Below are 19,899 nucleotides of genomic sequence, written 5' to 3'. Positions count from 1 at the left end.
ATATTATGTATGCGTTTACATCAATGATAGACAGGCTGTTTTGCCTGTTTTCTCTACATAAAGTTCAACTTTCGCTGGATTGTTCACTAGGTGTAGCCTATGCACGATATCAACATTTGTGAACGGATGTGTGTGGATGTCTGTTCATTTCATGGTTCGTTCATTTTGTTCATAGTTCATTTCGCAGAATCGTTCATTTTCTGAAGGGAAGCTTCAGTATCCGTGAGTGAAGAGAGCATCTACAATAAAAAGAGAGCTCCACCACGCAGCACCGCAAGAAATTCGGGAGGGATCGAGCCATGCTCAAAGAATTGAACAAAAACAAAATCATGTTTCTGATGCTGTTGCCCACGCTGATCTTTTTTCTGATTAACTCGTATTTTCCGATGGTCGGCATCTATTATGCGTTCACCCGGTATGATTTTGAAGGCGGATTATTTGGCAGTCCATTTGTCGGTCTGGAGAACTTTAAGTTCCTATGGCAATCCGGAATGTTGCTCAAGCTCACAACCAACACTGTGGGTTACAATCTCGCCTTCATTATATTAGGAAACGGTCTGGCGATCTTCTGTGCGATCATGCTTAGCGAGATCCGGGGCAGGTTATTCAAAAAAATTACGCAATCCGTCATGTTTTTGCCGTATTTCATCTCATTTGTACTATTAAGTGTAATCGCTTACAACATGTTTAACTATGAGTCGGGTTTTGTGAACACGGTGCTCAAACGTTTTGAGGCCGGCCCGGTGGACATTTATAACACACCCTGGATCTGGGTGTTCCTGATCATCATCTTTTATCTATGGAAAAATCTTGGATACAGCATGGTCATTTATCTGGCCGCGATAACAGGTATCAGTGACGAGTATTATGAAGCTGCCCGAATCGACGGGGCGAATATATTTCAGCGGATCTGGTACATTACGGTACCGATGCTGAAGCCAACCTTTGTCATCCTGCTGTTGTTCTCGCTTGGCAGCATTATGAAGGGGCAGTTTGACCTGTTCTATCAACTGATCGGTAATAACGGGGTGCTGTACAATGCTACAGATATTATTGATACGTATGTGTACCGTTCACTGAAAGTAACGTTTGATATCGGGATGGCAACGGCTGCTGGTCTGTATCAGTCCTTGTTTGGATTCATTTTGATCATGACTGTCAACTATATTATTCGCAAAGTAAATGAGGACTACGCCTTGTTCTAGAATGCCCGCAGGGCAGGAGGGAGAACGATCATGAACACGCCAATGAATACTCACACTCGTACGAATACGCGTCTCAGAGATTCGGAATTCACTTTCATGTTTCAACTGATTTCCTACAGCTTCATCATCATTTTATCAATCATGTGCTTGCTACCGTTTCTGCTGATTCTATCCGGTTCATTCAGCAGCAACGAGTCCATTGTGAGGGATGGTTATCACCTCTTTCCAACGGACTTTTCTCTGGAAGGTTACAAAATGGTCTTCAAATTCCCGACTCAGGTACTCAAAGCTTATGGGGTAACGGTCTTTACAACGGTGGTAGGGACTACGCTAGGGCTATTCCTCATCACGATGGCCGGATTTGTGCTCCAGCGTAAGGACTTTAAATATCGGAACACGTTCTCGTTTTTTATCTACTTCACCACCCTGTTTGGTGGGGGACTTGTGCCTTGGTACATTATGCTGGCGAACTACTTCAATCTCACAGATACCTACACCGTACTGATTTTTCCAGGGTTGATGACGCCATTCCTCATTATCCTGATGAAAAACTTCATTCGCTCGGCAGTGCCAGATGAATTGATTGAGTCCGCCAAAATTGATGGAGCGAATGACTTCCGCATCTATTTCAGCATTGTGTTGAAACTGGCGATGCCTGGTATCGCAACCGTAGGTCTGTTTCTGGCGCTGGGTTACTGGAATGACTGGTTTACCTCGTCCCTCTTCATTAACAACCCGGATATGTACCAACTGCAATTTTATCTCTACAACACGATGAACACGATTACATTCATTGACCAGATGGCAATTGGCACAGGGATCACACTCAGTCAGGATGTGCCTACCGAATCAACCAAGATGGCAATGGCTATCGTTGTAACGGGACCGATTTTGTTCCTGTATCCGTTTGTGCAACGTTATTTTGTCAAAGGACTCACCATTGGTGCAGTGAAAGGTTAGAACGTGAACACGCTGTGGGTGTCAGGCCATTGACATCATTTCCGGTCTGAAGCATGGCGAGTCTCCGCTAACATATAAAGGTTCACCACAAAAAGGGAGGATGCGTATGCGTAACAAAACAATTCGGCACCTGTCTCTGGTACTTGCCCTGATGTTGTTCGCCGGGGTACTTGCCGCATGTAATAACGGTTCGGGGGGATCGACGCAAGGAAGCGAGCAGGGAGGAACATCCGGGAACAAAGGCGAGAAAGTCACGCTTCAGTTTTACATGCTTGGGGATGCTCCGAAAGATCTGCCTGTTATTGAATCCGAGATCAATAAGCTGGCGGAGGCTGATCTGAACGTCAATGTGAAATTCAACTACACCTCATGGACCGACTGGGATCAAAAATATAAACTGTTGCTGTCTTCCGGGCAGCCGATCGATCTGATTTTCACAGCGGATTGGACATTCTATCAGTCCTATGCCAAGAAGGGGGCGTTCCTGCCACTGGATGAAATGCTGCCTACAGCAGCGCCGGCACTGAAAGCTCATGTACCTGATGATATGTGGAATGCTGTCAAAATCAATGACAAAATCTATACTGTTCCATCCACTTGGATTGAGTATGTAACCGAGGGGATTGCGTACCGTGAGGACTTGCGCGAGAAGTACAATCTTCCAAAACCGGAATCCTTGGAGACGCTCGAAGCGTATCTGGAGGGCATCAAAGCCAACGAACCCAATATGATTCCGATTGCGGATAGCAATGCCAACCATACCCATGGTATTCGTCAATTGACATCCAAGCTGGTTAATACAGCAGGTCAACTTCCATATGGGCTGGATATTATGTATGACACACCATCAATCGTGACGTCCTACTGGGGATCGGCGCAACACCTGGAAGACCTGAAAACATACAAACGTTGGATGGACAAAGGATTTTTCCCGAAAAACGTACTGAATGTAAAAGATACATCCAACTCGTTGCTGCAAAATGGAAAAGCGGCTGTTGTTCTGTCCGGGGAGAACCCGAACAAATTTAATGCAGATGTCATCAAGGTGCAGTCTACTCATCCAGATTGGAAACTGGCTTATTTCCCGTACCCGAATGCGAAAGGGTTTGCACAACCGGTTCACCCGATCCACAATGGTTTTGCGATTCCGCGTAGCAGTAAAAACCCGGAAAAAGCATTGGCATTTTATGAGAAACTTGTGACAGACAAACGATATAATTGGTTGACTGAATACGGCGTTGAAGGCAAAAACTTCGAGGTAGATAATGGATACTACAAAATGGTCGGAGATGCACAAACAAACGGCTTCCCGCGTGAGGGCATGAATGGCTGGGCTTGGCGTAATCCGGAATTCATGCTCTATGATAAAACCTTTGATGATGTCCTGACCATGTTTGAAGATCTCGACAAAATCAAGAAGCCGGATATTTATACCGGATTTGCTGAAGACTGGACACCGTACCAAGCCGAGAAGGCTGCATTGGAACAGGTGGAAAAACAATATTTGTATCCGCTTAATGTAGGTTTGGTGGCAGACGTAGAGGCTGGATTGAACACATTTATGGAGAAGGCTAAACAAGCGGGATTGGAAAAAATTCAGGCAGAATACACCAAGCAGTGGCAGGAGTACTTGAAGTCAACAGGCATTCAATAGTTTGTACTTTCCTTCATAAAGAAAAGGTGCCTTCAATTCCGAAGGCACCTTTTCAATGTGGTTGCAGGCTTGTTTGAAGCCGTTGGTTAGAGGCATGATTGGACGAAGAATGCGGGAAGCGACATCCTAATGGGATAAATTCATAAACGGGCCTCTTCTGCGGATGAAGGACGAACGTCCTCCAGCAGATCGATAATACTTTGAGCACTCTGCATTGGATGAACCTTGGCGATTTCCGCCAGATGACGTTTGCGTTTACGTACAACATCCGGGTAGTGATGCAACAGCTTGTTCATCCAGTTAACCACTACGTCAGGCGAAGTTATGGGTTCTCCCAACCCTCTTGCCGTAAAATAATGGACGTTTTCTTCTTCCTGACCAGGTATAGGGTTGTGGAACAACATGGGAATTCCTTTGGCCAAGCCTTCACTGCATGTCATTCCCCCAGGTTTGGTAATCAGAAGGTCGGATACTTCCATTAATTTGTCCACTTCGTTGGTGTATCCCATAATGTGAATGTTTTCCTTGCGATACATGGGGTTCTGTTCCATGCTGATCCGTGTTTTATCATTGCGACCCAGACAAAAAATGATCTGAATATCTTCATGCCAGCGTGTCAGCAGCGGATGGACCAGCTTGTCGCTGAGCATTCCCCAACCGCCGCCCATCACCAGTACAGTAGGCATGTTCTTGAGGTTAAATCTGCTTCGGATCTCTTCTCGCCCGGGATGCTCCCAGAAATTTGGATGCACCGGAATGCCCGTGACTCGAATGTTTTCTGCAGGTACGCCTCGTAGCATTAGTTTGGACTTAACTTCATCTGAAGAAACCAGATAAAGGTCTACTTCACGGTTAATCCACGTCCCATGTGCATCATAGTCGGTGATGACTGTGCAAAGGGGAACCTGTACACCCAGACGCTTCAGTCTGGATATGACAGCACTTGGAATCGGATGTGTACAGACGATCGCATCGGGACGTAACTGGCGCACAACGCTGCGTGTGTGTGTATAGAACAGTTTATGCAACGCCAGTGTGGTCAGCCTGTTCAATGATTTTTTATATTGGTGTCTGTATACGTATCCGAAAAGTTTGGGTTGGTTGGTAACCGTTTTTTTGTATGCTGTTATAATCAGAGGTGCAACCTTTGGATTTAAGAAACTTCCCAGTTCAAGCACTTTTGTCTGCACGTCTGGCGAGAGCTTTCGCAAATTGCTGGACAGTGCATAGGCGGCTTGAGTATGACCCGTACCAAAGCCTTCAGATAATAGTAATACTCTTTTTTTCTCCACGCTTGCTTCACCTGTTCCTGCTAGGTTTTTCTGAGTCTAACATATCGGCTTTAAGACCAGAATGCAACTGTTGCAAGTGCGACTAAAGTACCTATTGTGGCACCTGCCAGAACATCGGAAGGATAGTGTAATCCCAGATAAATTCGAGAGAATCCGACAATAAGGGCCACAGGCAACAATATTAGCAATAAGATCGGATCAGTGGTCATAAAGGGAACCGTGACCGAAAAAATGGCAGTTGTGTGCCCTGAAGGAAACGAGTGATCCGTCAGGGGATTACGGAACGTAATTGTATCCGGCAAGGCCAGATAAGGTCGAATGCGGGGATACAATTTTTTCGCGATGGCTACAGGGATGTGGCTGACCGCAAGGGCGATACATGCCTGGAGTCCTGTTGTGCTCCATGGAGCTGGAGCAAGCAGCCAGATTAACAACGATATTGCAATAGATGAAGTTGCTCCACCCAGATGGGTGAAATAATACAGCCAAAAATTCATAAAACGATTATGAAGTCGGCCGTTGATCCACATAAAAACATTTCGATCATAATCTTGAAACTTTAAGAATAAACGGCTCATATTGGCCTCCTGCCAGTCAGGCCGCCCGTAATGGCGGCATTATTTCCGGTGATTTTCTGCATCCGGTTTCGTCCTGATTAGTATATAACCGTTTTTCATGAACTTGAGGTTATTTCAGGTATATGTTTATCATATTTTTAAATGTTGTCCTTTTCAAGAAGAACCCATGTAAAGAACGTGAAATTCATGTTAAAGAGTGGATATATACCCATCTTAACTTTTTGACTTGGGTCAGCCAAAAAAGATACAATGATTCAACATGGCTGAAATGAGGTAAAAAAATGTGAGTTCTGTTTCAAACTTTTTGAGGTCTGTTTGCGTTATTTGTTATAGAGCCTCTGACGAAGAATAACATGCTGATGAAAAAAGCAGGGACTTTAGAAATAAAAATCAAGTAAACGGCTGAAAATAAGATATAACAGGCATGAATGCGAGGTTGTGGTATCACGAAGTGTCTATTCAGCGTTTAAAGATCACATTTCTGCTTCAAAAAGTGGAATTGGGGTTTTGACAAATGACTGAAAAGGATACAGAATCGATAAAGCAGCCAACTGATAGCAACCAAGCTTTGAAACATTGCCTGATATATTCACGTAGTACACAAAAGAACAGGGTCATATTCTGCAGATCAAAAAAAAATAAATTGCAGAATCAGGAAGAGAAATGCTTGAGTAAACTGGGTTTTGAAAAAAAGGGGGTAACAGAGAACGATGTTGGACGCTATATTCGTCACGATGCAGGTCATTCTGGCACTGCTAGCCGTGTACCAATTCACGTTTTCGCTGTTCGGTCTGATTAAGAAAAAGAAAAAGAAACATTATCCGGCGACAAAGTCATTCGCTGTACTCGTCGCAGCTCACAATGAGGAACAAGTCATTGGTGCCTTGATGGAGAACTTGAAACAACTTGATTATCCGGAAGATCTGTACGATGTGTTTGTCATCTGTGACAACTGTACGGATGGAACGGCTCAAATTGTCAGAGAGCATGGATTAAACGCCTGTGTACGTACCAATGCCGATTTAAGAGGTAAAGGGTACGCCATCGAATGGATGCTTAAGTACCTGTGGAAATTGCCACGTCAGTATGACGCAGTTGTTATGTTTGACGCGGATAACCTGGTTGACCGTAACTTCTTGCTTGAGATGAATGATGACTTGAACAATGGTTCGCGTGTTATCCAAGGATACATTGATACGAAAAATCCGGAGGATTCCTGGATTACTGCAGCTTACGGTGTATCTTACTGGTACATCAACCGTCTGTGGCAGTTGTCTCGTCATAACTTGAATATGGCGAATTTCCTTGGAGGAACCGGAATGTGCTTTGAGACCAACCTGTTGAAGGAAATTGGTTGGGGTGCAACAAGTCTGGTTGAGGATCTGGAGTTTACGATGCGCAGTGTGCAACGTAATGTGTATCCTGTTTTCAACTATGACGCCAAAGTATTTGATGAGAAGCCATTAACATTCAAAGCTTCAGCGCGACAACGTCTGCGCTGGATGCAAGGTCACTTTACAGTTGCGCGTAGATACTTCTTCCCGCTGCTATGGCAGTCCATTAAGGAAAGAAGCCTGGTGAAATTTGACCTTGCTATCTACGGAGCCAATGTCTATGTGGTGTTGCTTACGTTCCTGATGACGGCTGTGATGTGGGTAGACATGGCTATATTCAGTGGTCCGCACATTGCTAATATTTATGGATACTTCCCGTTATGGGTTGGGTTCGTGGCTATTGGTTTGAACATTCTGACGTTCCTGTTGTCCATGGCGCTGGAGAAGGTTACCTTTGCCAAAGTTTATCTATATCTGATTTTGTTCCCGATCTACCTGCTGTCTTGGTACCCGATTACGTTCTACGCTTTCTTTACACAGAACAACAAACAGTGGAGCCACACTCAACATACACGTGTTGTACGGTTGGATGAGGTGCAAAGCAAACAAGGGTAAGGAACATGCATGCGATACTTTGTTGACATCTGATATCACAAATGGGTAATTCACGAAAAAAAGTTGTGAAGAATGTTGACAATGTATTTCATGGGTGATATAGTATTCAAGTGCCTTAAAGCGAATAGCAATGGAATCACAAGCAGAAGTCCGACTTCTCACCTGATCAACAAACATGTTGGCTGGTCAACGATCCCAATAATTTATGAAGTGTATACTCATGAAGAATTGTGTTGATTACAGGGATGTCGGTAGCTTGACCGGCATCCCTTTTATTTTTGTGTAACTGGATATTCAAAATGACCTGGAGGTGGACGATTATTAGTAAAGATCACATGATTAATGATGAGATTCGGGCGAAGGAAGTACGCCTTGTCGGAGCTGAAGGAGAACAAATTGGGATTACGCCCATTCGCGAAGCACTGCAAATGGCGATTGACCTGAATTTGGATCTGGTCAATGTGGCACCACAGGCTAAACCGCCGGTGTGTCGTATTATGGACTATGGCAAATTCCGCTATGAGCAACAAAAGAAAGATAAAGAAGCCCGTAAGAACCAGAAAATTGTTGATATTAAAGAAGTATGGTTCCGTTCCAATATTGAGGAGCACGATTATCAAACGAAGCTTCGTAATGTAGTTAAGTTTTTGAACGAAGGCGACAAAGTGAAATGTTCTGTTCGTTATCGCGGACGTGAAATTGCACATGCCGCGATTGGTCAACGGATTTTGGAGCGCGTTAAGGTAGAAGTTGCAGAACTTTGTACTGTTGAACGTCAACCGAAATTGGAAGGCCGCAGTATGATCATGATTTTGGCTCCTAAAGCCTGATAACATTGGAGGAGGAAACACAAAATGCCTAAAATGAAAACACACAGCAGTTTGAAAGGACGCTTCAAAATTACCGGTTCCGGTAAGGTCCTTCGTTACAAAGCTCACAAAAACCACTTGCTTTCCCACAAATCCAAACGTGCTAAGCGCGTTCTGAACGGTAACCCAGTTATGGCTGCCGGGGATGTTAGACGTTTGAAACAAGGCTTGGCTAACTTGAAAGGCTAATTCTAATTAGTACATTCCGTATGGGGGATCGGCTACGGCCGTACACATACCACGGATACATTTATATTTATTTGGGAGGTTCTTTAATATGGCAAGAGTAAAAGGCGGTTTTGTAGTACGTCGTCGTCATAAAAAGGTTTTGAAACTGGCAAGAGGTTATTTCGGTTCCAAACACCGTATTTTTAAAACAGCTAACGAGCAAGTAATGAAATCCCTGGTATACGCATACCGTGACCGTCGCAACACGAAACGTAACTTCCGCAGACTGTGGATCGTTCGTATCAATGCTGCAGCACGTATGAATGGTTTGTCTTACAACAAACTGATCCATGGTTTGAAACTTGCTGGAGTAGACATGAACCGCAAAATGTTGGCTGATCTGGCCGTTAACGACATCAATGCGTTCAACTCTTTGGCTAATGTAGCTAAAGGCAAAATCAACGCTTAAATTGTATGATACAAGCCGCCGTACCTATATGGCGGCTTTTTTTACGGCTTGGAAGAAATTCGAAGATGAATCTCTGAATGAGTAGAGCGAATAGGTTGTAGTCTGGAAGGGAACAATGAAACCAGATAACTGGTGAATAACGGTCCATGGGAATACATAAAATACGAACGGTGAAATAATACAAATAAAAACAGGTAAATCCCTCTCATCACTAAAGTTCGCGATATGTTTTTGTTATATAACTTCACATCGTTGTAACGTTAGTGTGTTAAAACGCTAAATTATTAAGCGTTTTCAATAAAAAAAGAACAAAAATATGTGATATTTGGTGATGAAACATCTGGATTTTAACACTGGTTGATTGTATAATCACCTCTAGTAGGCTAGTCCTAGATTTTTCTCTCCATGTCATAATGTTCGGTTTTTCGACAGATGATAGGATGCTTCAAGGGTGAGAATGCGCTTGTAATGTCGAAGAAACCATACATTCTGCATAAAAGTCATTCCTGCTATCTGTTAACCGTTCAATTGTAGGCTGGATTGGAATGAGGGATATATCATTAAGGGGGAAAAAGAGAAATGAAAAAGATGCTCAGCTTGTCTTTGGTAATGTTGCTGGCGGTATCGGTTATGCTCGCAGGTTGTGGTAGCAAACCGAAAGAAGAAACAAATGCCGGAGGAGATACAGGTGGCACACCCACTGAAACGAAATCCGATCTCAATATCGGTATGGTTACTGACGTAGGTGGAGTTAATGACAAATCCTTTAACCAATCCGCTTGGGAAGCTTTGCAAGCGACTGAAACAGAAACAGGTACTGCTGTTAAATACCTGCAAAGTAAATCCGATGAAGAGTACATTCCTAACCTGAACGAATTCGTTAAAGGTGGATATGATCTGACTTGGGGTATCGGTTTCCAATTGGCTGATGCAATCAAAACTGTAGCTGAGCAAAACCCTGATGCTAAACTCGCGATCATCGACAGTGTTGTTGATGCTCCTAACGTTAAATCCGTAACATTTGCTGAAGAAGAAGGATCTTACCTAGTTGGTGTTGTGGCTGGTCTGACAACAAAATCCAACAAAATTGGTTTTGTAGGCGGTATGGAAAGCCCACTGATCAAAAAGTTTGAAGTAGGATTCAGAGAAGGCGTTAAAGCAGTTAACCCTGATGCTCAATTCATTTCTAACTACACAGGTGCATTTGATAAACCTGACTTGGGTAAAGCAGCAGCAGCAACACTTTACAATGAAGGCGTAGATATTATCTTCCACGCTTCTGGCGCAACAGGTAACGGTGTGTTTAACGAAGCAAGTGCTCGTAAGAAACAAGGTCAAGATGTATGGGTTATCGGTGTTGACAAAGACCAATCTCTTGAGTTTGGTGATGAGATCACTTTGACTTCCATGATCAAAAAAGTTGACGAAGCAGTTAAGCGCGTTAACAAAGAAGTAGTTGATGGTACATTCGCTGGCGGTTCCGAGAACCTGACTTTGAAAGAAAACGGCGTAGGTATTGCTGATACTTCTACTGCCAATGTATCTGCTGATACACTTGCAAAAGTGGAAGAGTACAAAGAAAAAATCATCAGCGGCGAAATCAAAGTTCCTACGGAGTAATTTTGATCTTAGTCGCAAATGAATAATCATTGGGGCCGGTCTTGACCGGCCTTATGATTGCAAGAACAGGAACATTTGATCAAGTCATCATAACAATTGTACAAGGTCACTGTGCACCAACGCTCCGGTAGGAGCTTTTCTTAAGATAATGGAATTGATATGTTCTTAATGAGCTGAACCATTCGATTATCGCAAGAAAAACTTCAGCTAAGCGCGGTCTGTCTTCTTTGAAAGTACGTCGATAGACGTTTTTTTTACGTTCGCGGAACCACACTATATCAGTTATAAGGGTGATTACATGGGTGCAGCAACCCCCGTCGTTGAGTTAAAACAAATTACGAAGCGTTTCCCAGGCATTGTTGCCAACGACGCCATCAGCCTTCAGCTTCGTAAGGGCGAGATCCATGCGCTACTGGGCGAAAACGGCGCTGGTAAGTCAACGTTGATGAATATTGTATTTGGTCTCTATCAGCCAGATGAAGGTTCCATTGAAGTGAATGGCAAGCCTGTCATCATCGACAGCCCTAACCGAGCGATCGATCTTGGCATAGGCATGGTGCATCAGCATTTTAAACTTGTACAGCCGTTCACGGTAACAGAGAACATTATTTTGGGATCTGAACCAACGAAGGGTCTCAATATTAACTATAAAAAAGCAGCCGCTGAAGTTCAGCGTCTTTCCGAACAGTATGGACTGAAGGTGAATCCTCATGCCAAAATTCATGATATTTCTGTCGGAATGCAGCAACGTGTAGAGATTGTTAAAACGTTGTATCGCGGTGCAGACATTCTGATATTTGACGAGCCTACAGCCGTATTGACTCCTCAAGAGATCAAAGAACTGATGATCATCATGAAGAAGCTTGTAGCTGAAGGAAAGTCCATTATTTTGATCACGCACAAACTGAAAGAAATCATGGAAATCTCCGATACGGTAACGATTATTCGTCGGGGTAAAGTGATTGATTCGGTCAAAACTTCGGAAACGAATCCGAATGAGCTGGCAGAGAAAATGGTGGGGCGGAATGTCACATTCAAAGTGGACAAAAAACCGGCTACACCTGGAGCCAATGTGCTCGAAGTCAGTAAATTAACGGCCAAGAATAAAGAAGGTATTTCGGTTCTGAACCAACTTAACCTGAACGTACGTGCAGGAGAGATTGTCGGAATCGCAGGCGTGGATGGTAACGGTCAAAGTGAACTGATTGAAGCTCTTACCGGACTTCGTAAAGTAGAGAGTGGTTCAATTCTTTTGGAGGGTAAGGAGCTGTCCAATCATTCTCCGCGCCATATCTCGGAGTCGGGTGTAGCCCACATTCCGGAAGATCGCCATAAACACGGACTTGTACTTGATTTTTCAGTGAGTGAAAATATCGTTCTGGAATCGTATTATAAAGCACCATACACCCGTAAAGGGTTCCTTAACTTCGATGCCATCAAACAGCAGGCGAAGCGGCTTGTTGAGGCATTTGACGTGCGTACACCAAGCATCGAGACCAAAGCTCGGTCCTTGTCCGGAGGAAACCAGCAAAAGGCCATTATTGCCCGTGAGGTAGATAAAAACCCTGAACTGCTTATCGCTGCGCAACCAACACGTGGTTTGGATGTAGGGGCTATTGAGTTCGTGCAAAAGCAACTGATTGCACAGCGCGATCAAGGGAAGGCTGTTCTGCTGATTTCATTTGAGCTTGATGAGATTATCAATGTATCTGACCGAATTGCTGTTATTTATGAAGGCCAGATTGTTGGCGAGGTGCTGCCGGAAGAAACCAATGACAGGGAGCTCGGCTTGATGATGGCGGGCAGCACCCAAAAGAGAGGTACTGCGCATGAATAACGTATTGAAATGGTTTACCCGAGATTCATTTATTTTACCTGTAGTAGCTATTATTATGGGTCTTATTCTCGGTGGAGTTGTCATGCTGATTGGTGGCTACAATCCAATTGAAGCCTATGGTGCATTGTTCACCAAGGTATTTGGCGACATGTACAACTTTGGTGAAGCAGTACGGGAAATGACACCACTAATCATGACTGGACTTGCATTTGCATTTGCATCACGTGCAGGGTTGTTTAATATCGGGGGAGAAGGTCAATTTCTCGTTGGTATGACCGCTGCAACATTTGTTGGTGTTAAGTTTGCAGGTTTGCCGATCTACCTTCATGCGCCACTGGCTTTGATTGCCGGTGCATTGTTTGGTGGTCTGTGGGCCGCTATTGCTGGTTATCTGAAGGCGGCACGTGGGGTTAATGAAGTTATCAGTAGTATCATGTTGAACTGGATTGGTCTGTATCTCGCCAACCTTATCGTTCGCCAATTCTTGCTGTTGAAGGGCGAGAATCGTTCCGTGGATATCAGCGAATCGGCTTCGATTAGTTTGACATGGCTCTCTGAGCTGATGGGCAATTCCCGTGTACACATGGGGACGTTGATTGCCCTTGTGATGGCTGTGCTCTTTTATATCTATATGTGGAAAACAAAACAAGGTTATGAAATCCGCGCGGTAGGTTACAACCCTAATGCGGCTGAATATGCAGGTATGCATGTTAACCGGAATATCGTAAAAGCGATGTTTATCAGTGGTATGCTTGCAGGTCTTGGCGGTGCCTTCCAAGTGCTTGGGGTGTTCCAGTATCAGACTGTAATGTCGGGTTCACCGGGAACAGGTTTTGATGGAATTGCGGTTGCCCTGATTGGTTTGAATCATCCGTTTGGGGTGTTATTGGGGGCAGTGTTGTTTGGTACCCTCACGTACGGATCTGCAGGTATGAGTTTTGCTGCGGATGTTCCGCCTGAGATTATTCGGATTGTGATCGGTTCGATTATCTTCTTCATTGCGGCACAAGGCATCGTGCGCTGGATACTTAAACCGTTCTATTCGAAGCGTAAGAAAGAGAAGGTGTTGTAGATGGACTTGTTGACAATTGGGCAAATTATCAATACGACGCTTGTCTTTGCTACGGCATTGATTTTTGCATCACTCGGCGGAATTTTTTCGGAAAAATCAGGTGTAACCAACCTTGGACTTGAAGGTTTTATGGTCTTTGGTGCCTTTGCAGCTGGAATCGGGGCGCATTATGCTCAAGAAGCGGGCATGGGCGGAACGACATCGGCCTGGATGGGGGTTTTGCTCGCAATTGTATTGGGCGTACTGGTATCTCTGATTCATGCCGTTGCGTCTATCACATTTAAGGCAGACCAGATTATCAGTGGTATCGTCATTAACTTTTTGGCAGCAGGAAGTACGTTGTACTTGGTTAAACTGTTGTTTGAAGGTTCTGGTGATTCACCATTGGTTCAAGGCTTCAACAAGTTTGATGTGCCATTCTTGAAAGACATTCCTTTGCTTGGAGAAGCCTTCTTCAAGAACGTATATCCAACGACATATCTGGCCATTCTGTTCGTATTTCTGACGTATTACATCATGTTCAAAACGCCATTTGGTCTGCGCCTTCGTTCTGTAGGTGAACATCCAAGTGCGGCTGATACGGTTGGTGTTAAAGTGCTTCGGTATCGCTATATTGGCGTTATGATCAGTGGTGCGCTTGCGGCCATTGGTGGAGCTGCGATTACGTTGACGACTACGGGTACATTCTCACACAATACGGTTTCAGGCCAAGGTTATATTGCCATTGCAGCTATGATCTTTGGTAAGTGGAATCCGATTGGTGCCTTTGGTGCGGCTGTCTTCTTTGGATTCTCACAAGCGATCCGAAACTATGTACAGTTGTTTGAATGGTCACAAAGTATTCCCCAGGAAATTATTTTTATGTTGCCTTACCTGCTTACCATCATCGTTCTCGTTGCAGCGGTTGGACGTTCTTCGGCTCCGTCTGCACTCGGTGAAGCTTATGATCCGGGTAAAAGGTAACAACCTTTTCCATATCAGTTTAGCTATTCAGAGTTTTGATAAAGGGTCCGCCTTGTGCGGGCCTTTTTTGTTTTCTGCGTGCCCAGAGGCACGCATGATCTTGTTGGTGAAAGTCCAACCCAAGGAGGGGCCAAGCCACTTTTTCACGTTTACTTTGGTTCTCGTGCGGATACCCATATTTTCAGGTAGGGACAAAGAAACAGGCGAATTCAGTGATGGACGAATACACTGTTTTGAACGATCCGAGGAGGAGGGGAAAGTATGAAACAACAAGTTACGCGTGATGAAGCGATGAAATTAATAGGCAAAAATATTGTTGCAATCAAAAAAGACGGCACTCGGGTTACGGGAAAGCTGTTGAAAGTATCGGGCAACAAACTGGTGCTGAAGCGTCTGAATGGCAAAAAAGTACGTACAAAAGCGATTCTGCCACTGGTATTGTTTGATCTGCTCGCTATTGCTACACTGCCTTATGCTTATGGAGGTGGTTCCGGCTTTGGTCCCGGCTATGGACCTGGACCAAAACCAGGCCCTGGATATGGTCCAGGCTACGGACCGGGATATGGACCTGGAGGACCTGGTGGCGGATATGGACCTGGTCCTGGATTCGGCCCTTATGGTCCAGGTCCACGCCCACCAGGATTTTTCTAGGACATTCTATAATGTTTTTTCCAATTCGTAGCAGCGGCTTATCATGATGTATCGAATTGCGCTGTATCCATTTTTTTGATAAAACTGAAGCCCTTTGGTATTGCCTTCATCCACCATTACTTTAGACCTTCGACAACCCCGGGATGCTGCAAAGCTCTCTGCTTTGAGCAACAAAGTTTGCCCGTAACGTTTGCGTTGTTCTTTCGGACTAACGGCCATCATATCGACATAGAGCAATTCCCCATGCATGAGAAAATGGATGAATGCCACAGCAGCTTTATCTGGCTCCGGCGAGACAACAAAGGTCATGCCCCTGTTCATTCGCAGGGGTATTTCTTTGCGGATTTTATTAATTTCCTTTTCGCTCATATGGGATAAAGGAACAAGTTGAGTGTCAATCAGCTTCATGATGGCGCCATCATCCAGTTTGGATGTGCGTTGCCGAATCACCATGCGGAGCCTCCTTTCAGGACCAGTCGTGCTGCTCGTATATCCTATGCCTGAAGCAAGATAAAAGGTGACTGAATGAAGCGCTGGGATTAGGGAAACCTTAAAGGTTGAAGAGGGAGTAAGGAAGGTTCTCTGAATTTTTATGCAAAACAGGTATTGACTTATCGGTTGGAGGAATCATATAATGTTCCTAACATTTAACGAGAATATTTCATCGGCTATGAAGAGGACGAAGTTTTAAGGGCTCTTTTGCTCAGAGAGTGGCTGGAATTGCTGAAACCACCACCATTATCCCTTATATACGAGCTCACCTCGGAGCTGTTTTCCTGAAAAGCACTGGATGTCACTCCTTTTGCGTATTAGGGAAAATCGTATGTCTGCGTTACAGACAACAGGTATGGGAAACGACTATGTTCGTTTGAGCTATTCGTTTTGTTGTACCTGGTAAGGTCCGTTATTGCGAAATTTCGGGCAAAGTTGGGTGGTACCACGGAAGCGATAACCTTTCGTCCCTCGCAAGCATGAACTTGTTTGCAGGGGATGGAAGGTTTTTTTTGTAACTTTAAATGTCAGAATGGTGTAAATTCCGAGAGGAGGATGACTAATGGGAGCTCAAATTCCAGAAGTACGATCGACAGATGAATTACGTGAAAAATGGATGAAGCCGGAGGTCATTAGCGGTTCCGAGATTCTGCTGAGAAGCTTGTTGCTTGAAGGTGTGGATTGCGTATTTGGTTACCCGGGTGGCGCAGTGTTGTACATTTACGATGCAATGTATGGTTTCGAGGATTTCAAACACGTCTTAACCCGTCACGAACAAGGTGCAATTCATGCAGCTGACGGATATGCACGTGCAAGCGGCAAAGTTGGTGTTTGTATCGCTACCTCCGGGCCGGGAGCAACCAATCTGGTTACTGGAATAGCCACGGCATATATGGATTCTGTGCCGCTGGTTGTCATTACGGGAAATGTTAATTCCAGCCTGATCGGCTCGGATGCTTTCCAGGAAGCGGATATTACCGGGATTACAATGCCGATCACCAAACACAGCTATCTGGTAAAAGATGTTAAGGATCTGTCGAGTATCATTCATGAGGCATTCCATATTGCCAACACCGGCCGTAAAGGTCCTGTACTGATCGACATTCCGAAAGATGTCTCAGCCAACAAAACCTTGTTTGAACCGAGTACTGAACCTGTTACATTAAGAGGGTACAATCCACGGACAGTACCAAACAAACTGCAGGTTGATCGTTTGGCTCAGGCCATTCAGGAAGCAGAACGTCCAATGATTCTGGCTGGTGGCGGTGTGGTATACTCGGGAGGACATGAAGAACTGTTCGAGTTTGTTGAGAAGACAGGCATTCCGATTACGACAACCCTTCTGGGGCTTGGTGCATTCCCAAGTGGGCATGAACTATGGACAGGGATGCCAGGAATGCACGGAACATACACATCCAACCTGGCCATCCAACAGTCGGATCTGCTGATTAATATCGGCGCACGATTCGATGATCGGGTAACAGGTAAGCTGGACGGATTCGCTCCACATGCCAAAATCGTTCATATCGATATTGATCCGGCTGAGATTGGTAAAAACATTGCAACCGATATTCCAATCGTTGGTGATGTGAAGACCGTACTTGAAATAGCCAACAAAGAAGTTGGACGTGCAGAGCGTGCAGATGCATGGAGAGACCAGATCAAACAGTGGAAACAAGAGAAGCCATACAGCTATACGGATTCAGACGAAGTGCTGAAACCGCAGTGGGTTGTTGAAATGTTGAATGATACAACCAAAGGTGAAGCGATTGTGACTACGGATGTGGGACAACATCAGATGTGGGCGGCACAATATTACAAGTTTAATCAACCACGTTCATGGGTAACTTCGGGTGGTCTCGGAACGATGGGCTTTGGATTCCCTTCTGCAATTGGTGCTCAGATGGCCAATCCGGACAGACTTGTTATCTCCATTAACGGTGACGGCGGAATGCAGATGTGTTCCCAAGAACTCGCAATCTGTGCCATTAACAATATACCGGTAAAAATTGTGATCATTAACAATCAGGTACTTGGAATGGTTCGCCAATGGCAGGAACTCATCTATGAGAACCGTTACAGCCACATTGATCTGGCAGGAAGCCCGGATTTTGTAAAACTGGCTGAAGCATATGGCGTGAAAGGATTGCGTGCAACGAATAAAGAAGAAGCAGCGCGTGCTTGGCAGGAAGCTTTGGATACACCAGGACCAGTCGTTGTAGAATTCGTAGTACGCAAGGATGAAAATGTGTATCCAATGGTTCCGCAGGGAGCAACAATTGATCAAATGCTGATGGGGGATGCTGACGAATGATTAGACATACGATTTCAATATTGGTAAACGATCAGCCAGGCGTCCTTCAGCGTGTATCAGGGTTGTTCGGTCGACGCGGATTTAACATTGAGAGTATTACCGTAGGCCAATCGGAAGAACCTGGACTCTCCCGGATGGTTATTGTCACCATTGGTGACGATAAAACACTGGAGCAGATTGAGAAACAATTGTACAAAATCATCGATGTTATTAAAGTGGTGGATTTCAGCCTGAAACCGATGGTAGCCCGTGAACTTGCTTTGATTAAAGTGAAAGCAGAGCCTTCCGAGCGTCCTGAAATTCTGGGTGTGGTAGAAACATTCCGCGCATCCGTTGTAGATGTTGGTCCAGGCAGCCTGATTGTGCAGGTAGTCGGAGATACGGACAAAATTGATGCTATGATTGAATTGCTCAAGCCATATGGCATTCGCGAATTGTCCCGTACAGGCATAACTGCATTGGTACGCGGCAACGTATAAAGTTATAATGAATGAAGAGGGACGACGGTTAGCTAACATATACAGTTGATCTTATGTGAGTGTCAGTCCCTTAACAGTTGTAATTTAACATTTTAGTGATGTAACGCTTGAAAATATAGCTTCATTCCCGCATTAATGGGCGGGTGTCTGAACGGATCGGATCAGACCAGAGATGCTTTTGACACTCCAAGCGAGGCGGTCCCTTGAGACACCCGCTCATTAATGAAGGGTTCTTTACAATACAAAGGAGGACTTATAAACATGCCAGTAACTACTTATTATGAACAGGATGCAGAGCTTAACGTATTGAAAGGAAAAACGATCGCGGTAATCGGTTATGGTAGCCAGGGCCACGCCCAAGCTCAAAACCTTCGTGATAGTGGATTGAACGTAGTCATCGGACTTCGTGAAGGTAAATCCTTCGACACTGCAAAAAATGACGGATTTGAAGTTCTGTCCCCGGCTGAAGCAACAAGCCGCGCAGATGTAGTTCAAATCTTGCTGCCAGACGAAACTCAAGCTTCTGTATACAAAAACGAAATCGAACCAAACCTGAAAGAAGGCGCTGCATTGCTCTTCTCACACGGTTTCAACGTTCATTTCGGTCAAATCGTTGCTCCAAAAAACAGCGATGTATTGCTGGTAGCTCCTAAGTCCCCTGGTCACATGGTACGTCGTACTTATGTGGAAGGTTTTGGTGTACCGGGCCTGATCGCGATTGAGCAAGATGCAACGGGTAAAGCTAAGGAAATCGGTTTGGCTTATGCTAAAGGTATCGGTTGTACACGCGCAGGGGTTATCGAAACTTCCTTCCGTGAAGAAACAGAAACAGATCTGTTCGGTGAGCAAGCTGTTCTGTGTGGTGGTGTGAGTGCGTTGGTGAAAGCTGGATTCGAAACGTTGACAGAAGCGGGTTACGCTCCTGAAATGGCATACTTCGAATGTCTGCACGAACTGAAGCTGATCGTTGACATGATGTATGAAGGCGGACTTTCAAGCATGCGTGATTCCATCAGTAACACAGCTGAGTACGGTGACTATGTAACTGGACCTCGCGTTGTAACTGAAGATACGAAGAAAGCAATGAAAGAAGTGCTGACGGATATCCAACAAGGTAAATTCGCACGCGACTTCATTCTGGAAAACCAATCCGGACGTGCATTCTTGACAGCAACTCGTCGTAACGAAGCTGAACACCCAATCGAAGTGGTTGGCGGACAATTGCGTGAGATGATGCACTGGATCAAGAAGTAAGCATTAACTTCTAGAACATGCACTTAAAGGTATTCAAGTAAACTTAGAGCTTTAACTGGGAATAGCGGCCGTG

At 44.7% G+C, this 19,899-nt stretch carries 18 protein-coding genes; 15 read left to right on the top strand and 3 right to left on the bottom strand.

The genetic code is table 11. The annotated features are described in order from the left end of the window. Positions 1-299 precede the first annotated feature (299 nt). The 3 genes from ACDJ59_RS17235 (at position 300) to ACDJ59_RS17225 (ending at position 3,819) form a co-directional block, all read left to right on the top strand. Complete coding sequence (locus ACDJ59_RS17235; protein WP_017689672.1) at positions 300-1,205, top strand: ABC transporter permease; 906 nt, start codon at positions 300-302, stop codon at positions 1,203-1,205. Positions 1,206-1,301: 96 nt separating this feature from the next. Further along, the gene (locus tag ACDJ59_RS17230) at positions 1,302-2,165 is read left to right on the top strand and encodes a carbohydrate ABC transporter permease (protein ID WP_370511436.1); all 864 of its coding nucleotides are present in this window, start codon (positions 1,302-1,304) and stop codon (positions 2,163-2,165) included. 100 nt (positions 2,166-2,265) lie between these two features. After that, positions 2,266-3,819, top strand: a complete 1,554-nt coding sequence (locus ACDJ59_RS17225) for an ABC transporter substrate-binding protein (RefSeq protein WP_413404375.1) — start codon at positions 2,266-2,268, stop codon at positions 3,817-3,819. 140 nt (positions 3,820-3,959) lie between these two features. On the opposite strand, the gene ACDJ59_RS17220 is transcribed toward ACDJ59_RS17225, so the two are convergent. Together ACDJ59_RS17220 and ACDJ59_RS17215 are read right to left on the bottom strand one after the other, a co-directional pair. Further along, positions 3,960-5,111 (bottom strand): MGDG synthase family glycosyltransferase, encoded by a 1,152-nt coding sequence (locus ACDJ59_RS17220; protein ID WP_413404373.1) that lies wholly within the window; start codon positions 5,109-5,111, stop codon positions 3,960-3,962. Positions 5,112-5,161: 50 nt separating this feature from the next. Continuing rightward, positions 5,162-5,689 carry a phosphatase PAP2 family protein gene (locus tag ACDJ59_RS17215; protein WP_017689668.1) on the bottom strand — a complete coding sequence of 176 codons (528 nt, stop codon included), beginning with the start codon at positions 5,687-5,689 and terminating at the stop codon, positions 5,162-5,164. 710 nt (positions 5,690-6,399) lie between these two features. On the opposite strand from ACDJ59_RS17215, the gene ACDJ59_RS17210 reads away from it, so the two are divergent. The 9 genes from ACDJ59_RS17210 to ACDJ59_RS17170 all read left to right on the top strand — a co-directional run bounded on the left by ACDJ59_RS17210 (position 6,400) and on the right by ACDJ59_RS17170 (position 15,287). Then, on the top strand, positions 6,400-7,638 hold the full coding sequence (locus ACDJ59_RS17210) for a glycosyltransferase family 2 protein (RefSeq protein WP_036610177.1): 1,239 nt from the start codon (positions 6,400-6,402) through the stop codon (positions 7,636-7,638). 335 nt (positions 7,639-7,973) lie between these two features. Then, positions 7,974-8,468: a translation initiation factor IF-3 gene (infC, locus tag ACDJ59_RS17205; protein WP_017689666.1), complete on the top strand. Its 495-nt coding sequence runs from the start codon at positions 7,974-7,976 to the stop codon at positions 8,466-8,468. Between the two features lie 24 nt (positions 8,469-8,492). Further along, positions 8,493-8,696: a 50S ribosomal protein L35 gene (rpmI, locus tag ACDJ59_RS17200; protein WP_017689665.1), complete on the top strand. Its 204-nt coding sequence runs from the start codon at positions 8,493-8,495 to the stop codon at positions 8,694-8,696. Between the two features lie 88 nt (positions 8,697-8,784). Next, entirely contained in the window at positions 8,785-9,144 is a 360-nt protein-coding gene (gene rplT / locus ACDJ59_RS17195) for a 50S ribosomal protein L20 (RefSeq protein ID WP_413404370.1), read from the top strand. Between the two features lie 579 nt (positions 9,145-9,723). Then, entirely contained in the window at positions 9,724-10,764 is a 1,041-nt protein-coding gene (locus tag ACDJ59_RS17190; RefSeq protein ID WP_413404368.1) for a BMP family lipoprotein, read from the top strand. Between the two features lie 298 nt (positions 10,765-11,062). Beyond that, complete coding sequence (locus ACDJ59_RS17185; protein WP_036610171.1) at positions 11,063-12,601, top strand: ABC transporter ATP-binding protein; 1,539 nt, start codon at positions 11,063-11,065, stop codon at positions 12,599-12,601. Beyond that, positions 12,594-13,673 carry an ABC transporter permease gene (locus ACDJ59_RS17180; protein ID WP_036610168.1) on the top strand — a complete coding sequence of 360 codons (1,080 nt, stop codon included), beginning with the start codon at positions 12,594-12,596 and terminating at the stop codon, positions 13,671-13,673. Before ACDJ59_RS17185 ends, ACDJ59_RS17180 begins: the two co-directional genes overlap by 8 nt. Then, positions 13,674-14,636, top strand: coding sequence for an ABC transporter permease (locus ACDJ59_RS17175; protein ID WP_124113684.1), 963 nt, complete (start codon positions 13,674-13,676; stop codon positions 14,634-14,636). A 261-nt stretch (positions 14,637-14,897) separates the two neighbouring features. Next, positions 14,898-15,287 carry a hypothetical protein gene (locus tag ACDJ59_RS17170; protein WP_413404365.1) on the top strand — a complete coding sequence of 130 codons (390 nt, stop codon included), beginning with the start codon at positions 14,898-14,900 and terminating at the stop codon, positions 15,285-15,287. Positions 15,288-15,293: 6 nt separating this feature from the next. On the opposite strand, the gene ACDJ59_RS17165 is transcribed toward ACDJ59_RS17170, so the two are convergent. Further along, the gene (locus ACDJ59_RS17165; RefSeq protein ID WP_237176231.1) at positions 15,294-15,737 is read right to left on the bottom strand and encodes a GNAT family N-acetyltransferase; all 444 of its coding nucleotides are present in this window, start codon (positions 15,735-15,737) and stop codon (positions 15,294-15,296) included. 604 nt (positions 15,738-16,341) lie between these two features. Here ACDJ59_RS17165 and ilvB point away from each other — a divergent pair. From ilvB to ilvC, 3 genes are all read left to right on the top strand, one after another. Next, a complete protein-coding gene (gene ilvB / locus ACDJ59_RS17160) occupies positions 16,342-18,093 on the top strand; it encodes a biosynthetic-type acetolactate synthase large subunit (RefSeq protein ID WP_036610160.1) in 1,752 nt (583 codons plus the stop codon). After that, positions 18,090-18,572 (top strand): acetolactate synthase small subunit, encoded by a 483-nt coding sequence (gene ilvN, locus ACDJ59_RS17155; protein ID WP_024628317.1) that lies wholly within the window; start codon positions 18,090-18,092, stop codon positions 18,570-18,572. Before ilvB ends, ilvN begins: the two co-directional genes overlap by 4 nt. Positions 18,573-18,833: 261 nt before the next feature. Continuing rightward, positions 18,834-19,826 carry a ketol-acid reductoisomerase gene (ilvC, locus tag ACDJ59_RS17150; RefSeq protein WP_036669754.1) on the top strand — a complete coding sequence of 331 codons (993 nt, stop codon included), beginning with the start codon at positions 18,834-18,836 and terminating at the stop codon, positions 19,824-19,826. Positions 19,827-19,899: the final 73 nt, after the last annotated feature.

This window comes from Paenibacillus amylolyticus (assembly GCF_047302515.1).
In the GTDB taxonomy this organism is placed as follows: domain Bacteria; phylum Bacillota; class Bacilli; order Paenibacillales; family Paenibacillaceae; genus Paenibacillus; species Paenibacillus amylolyticus_G.
The sequence above is the reverse complement of the archived record's forward strand: the minus strand, read 5'-3'. Positions and strand labels throughout refer to the sequence as shown.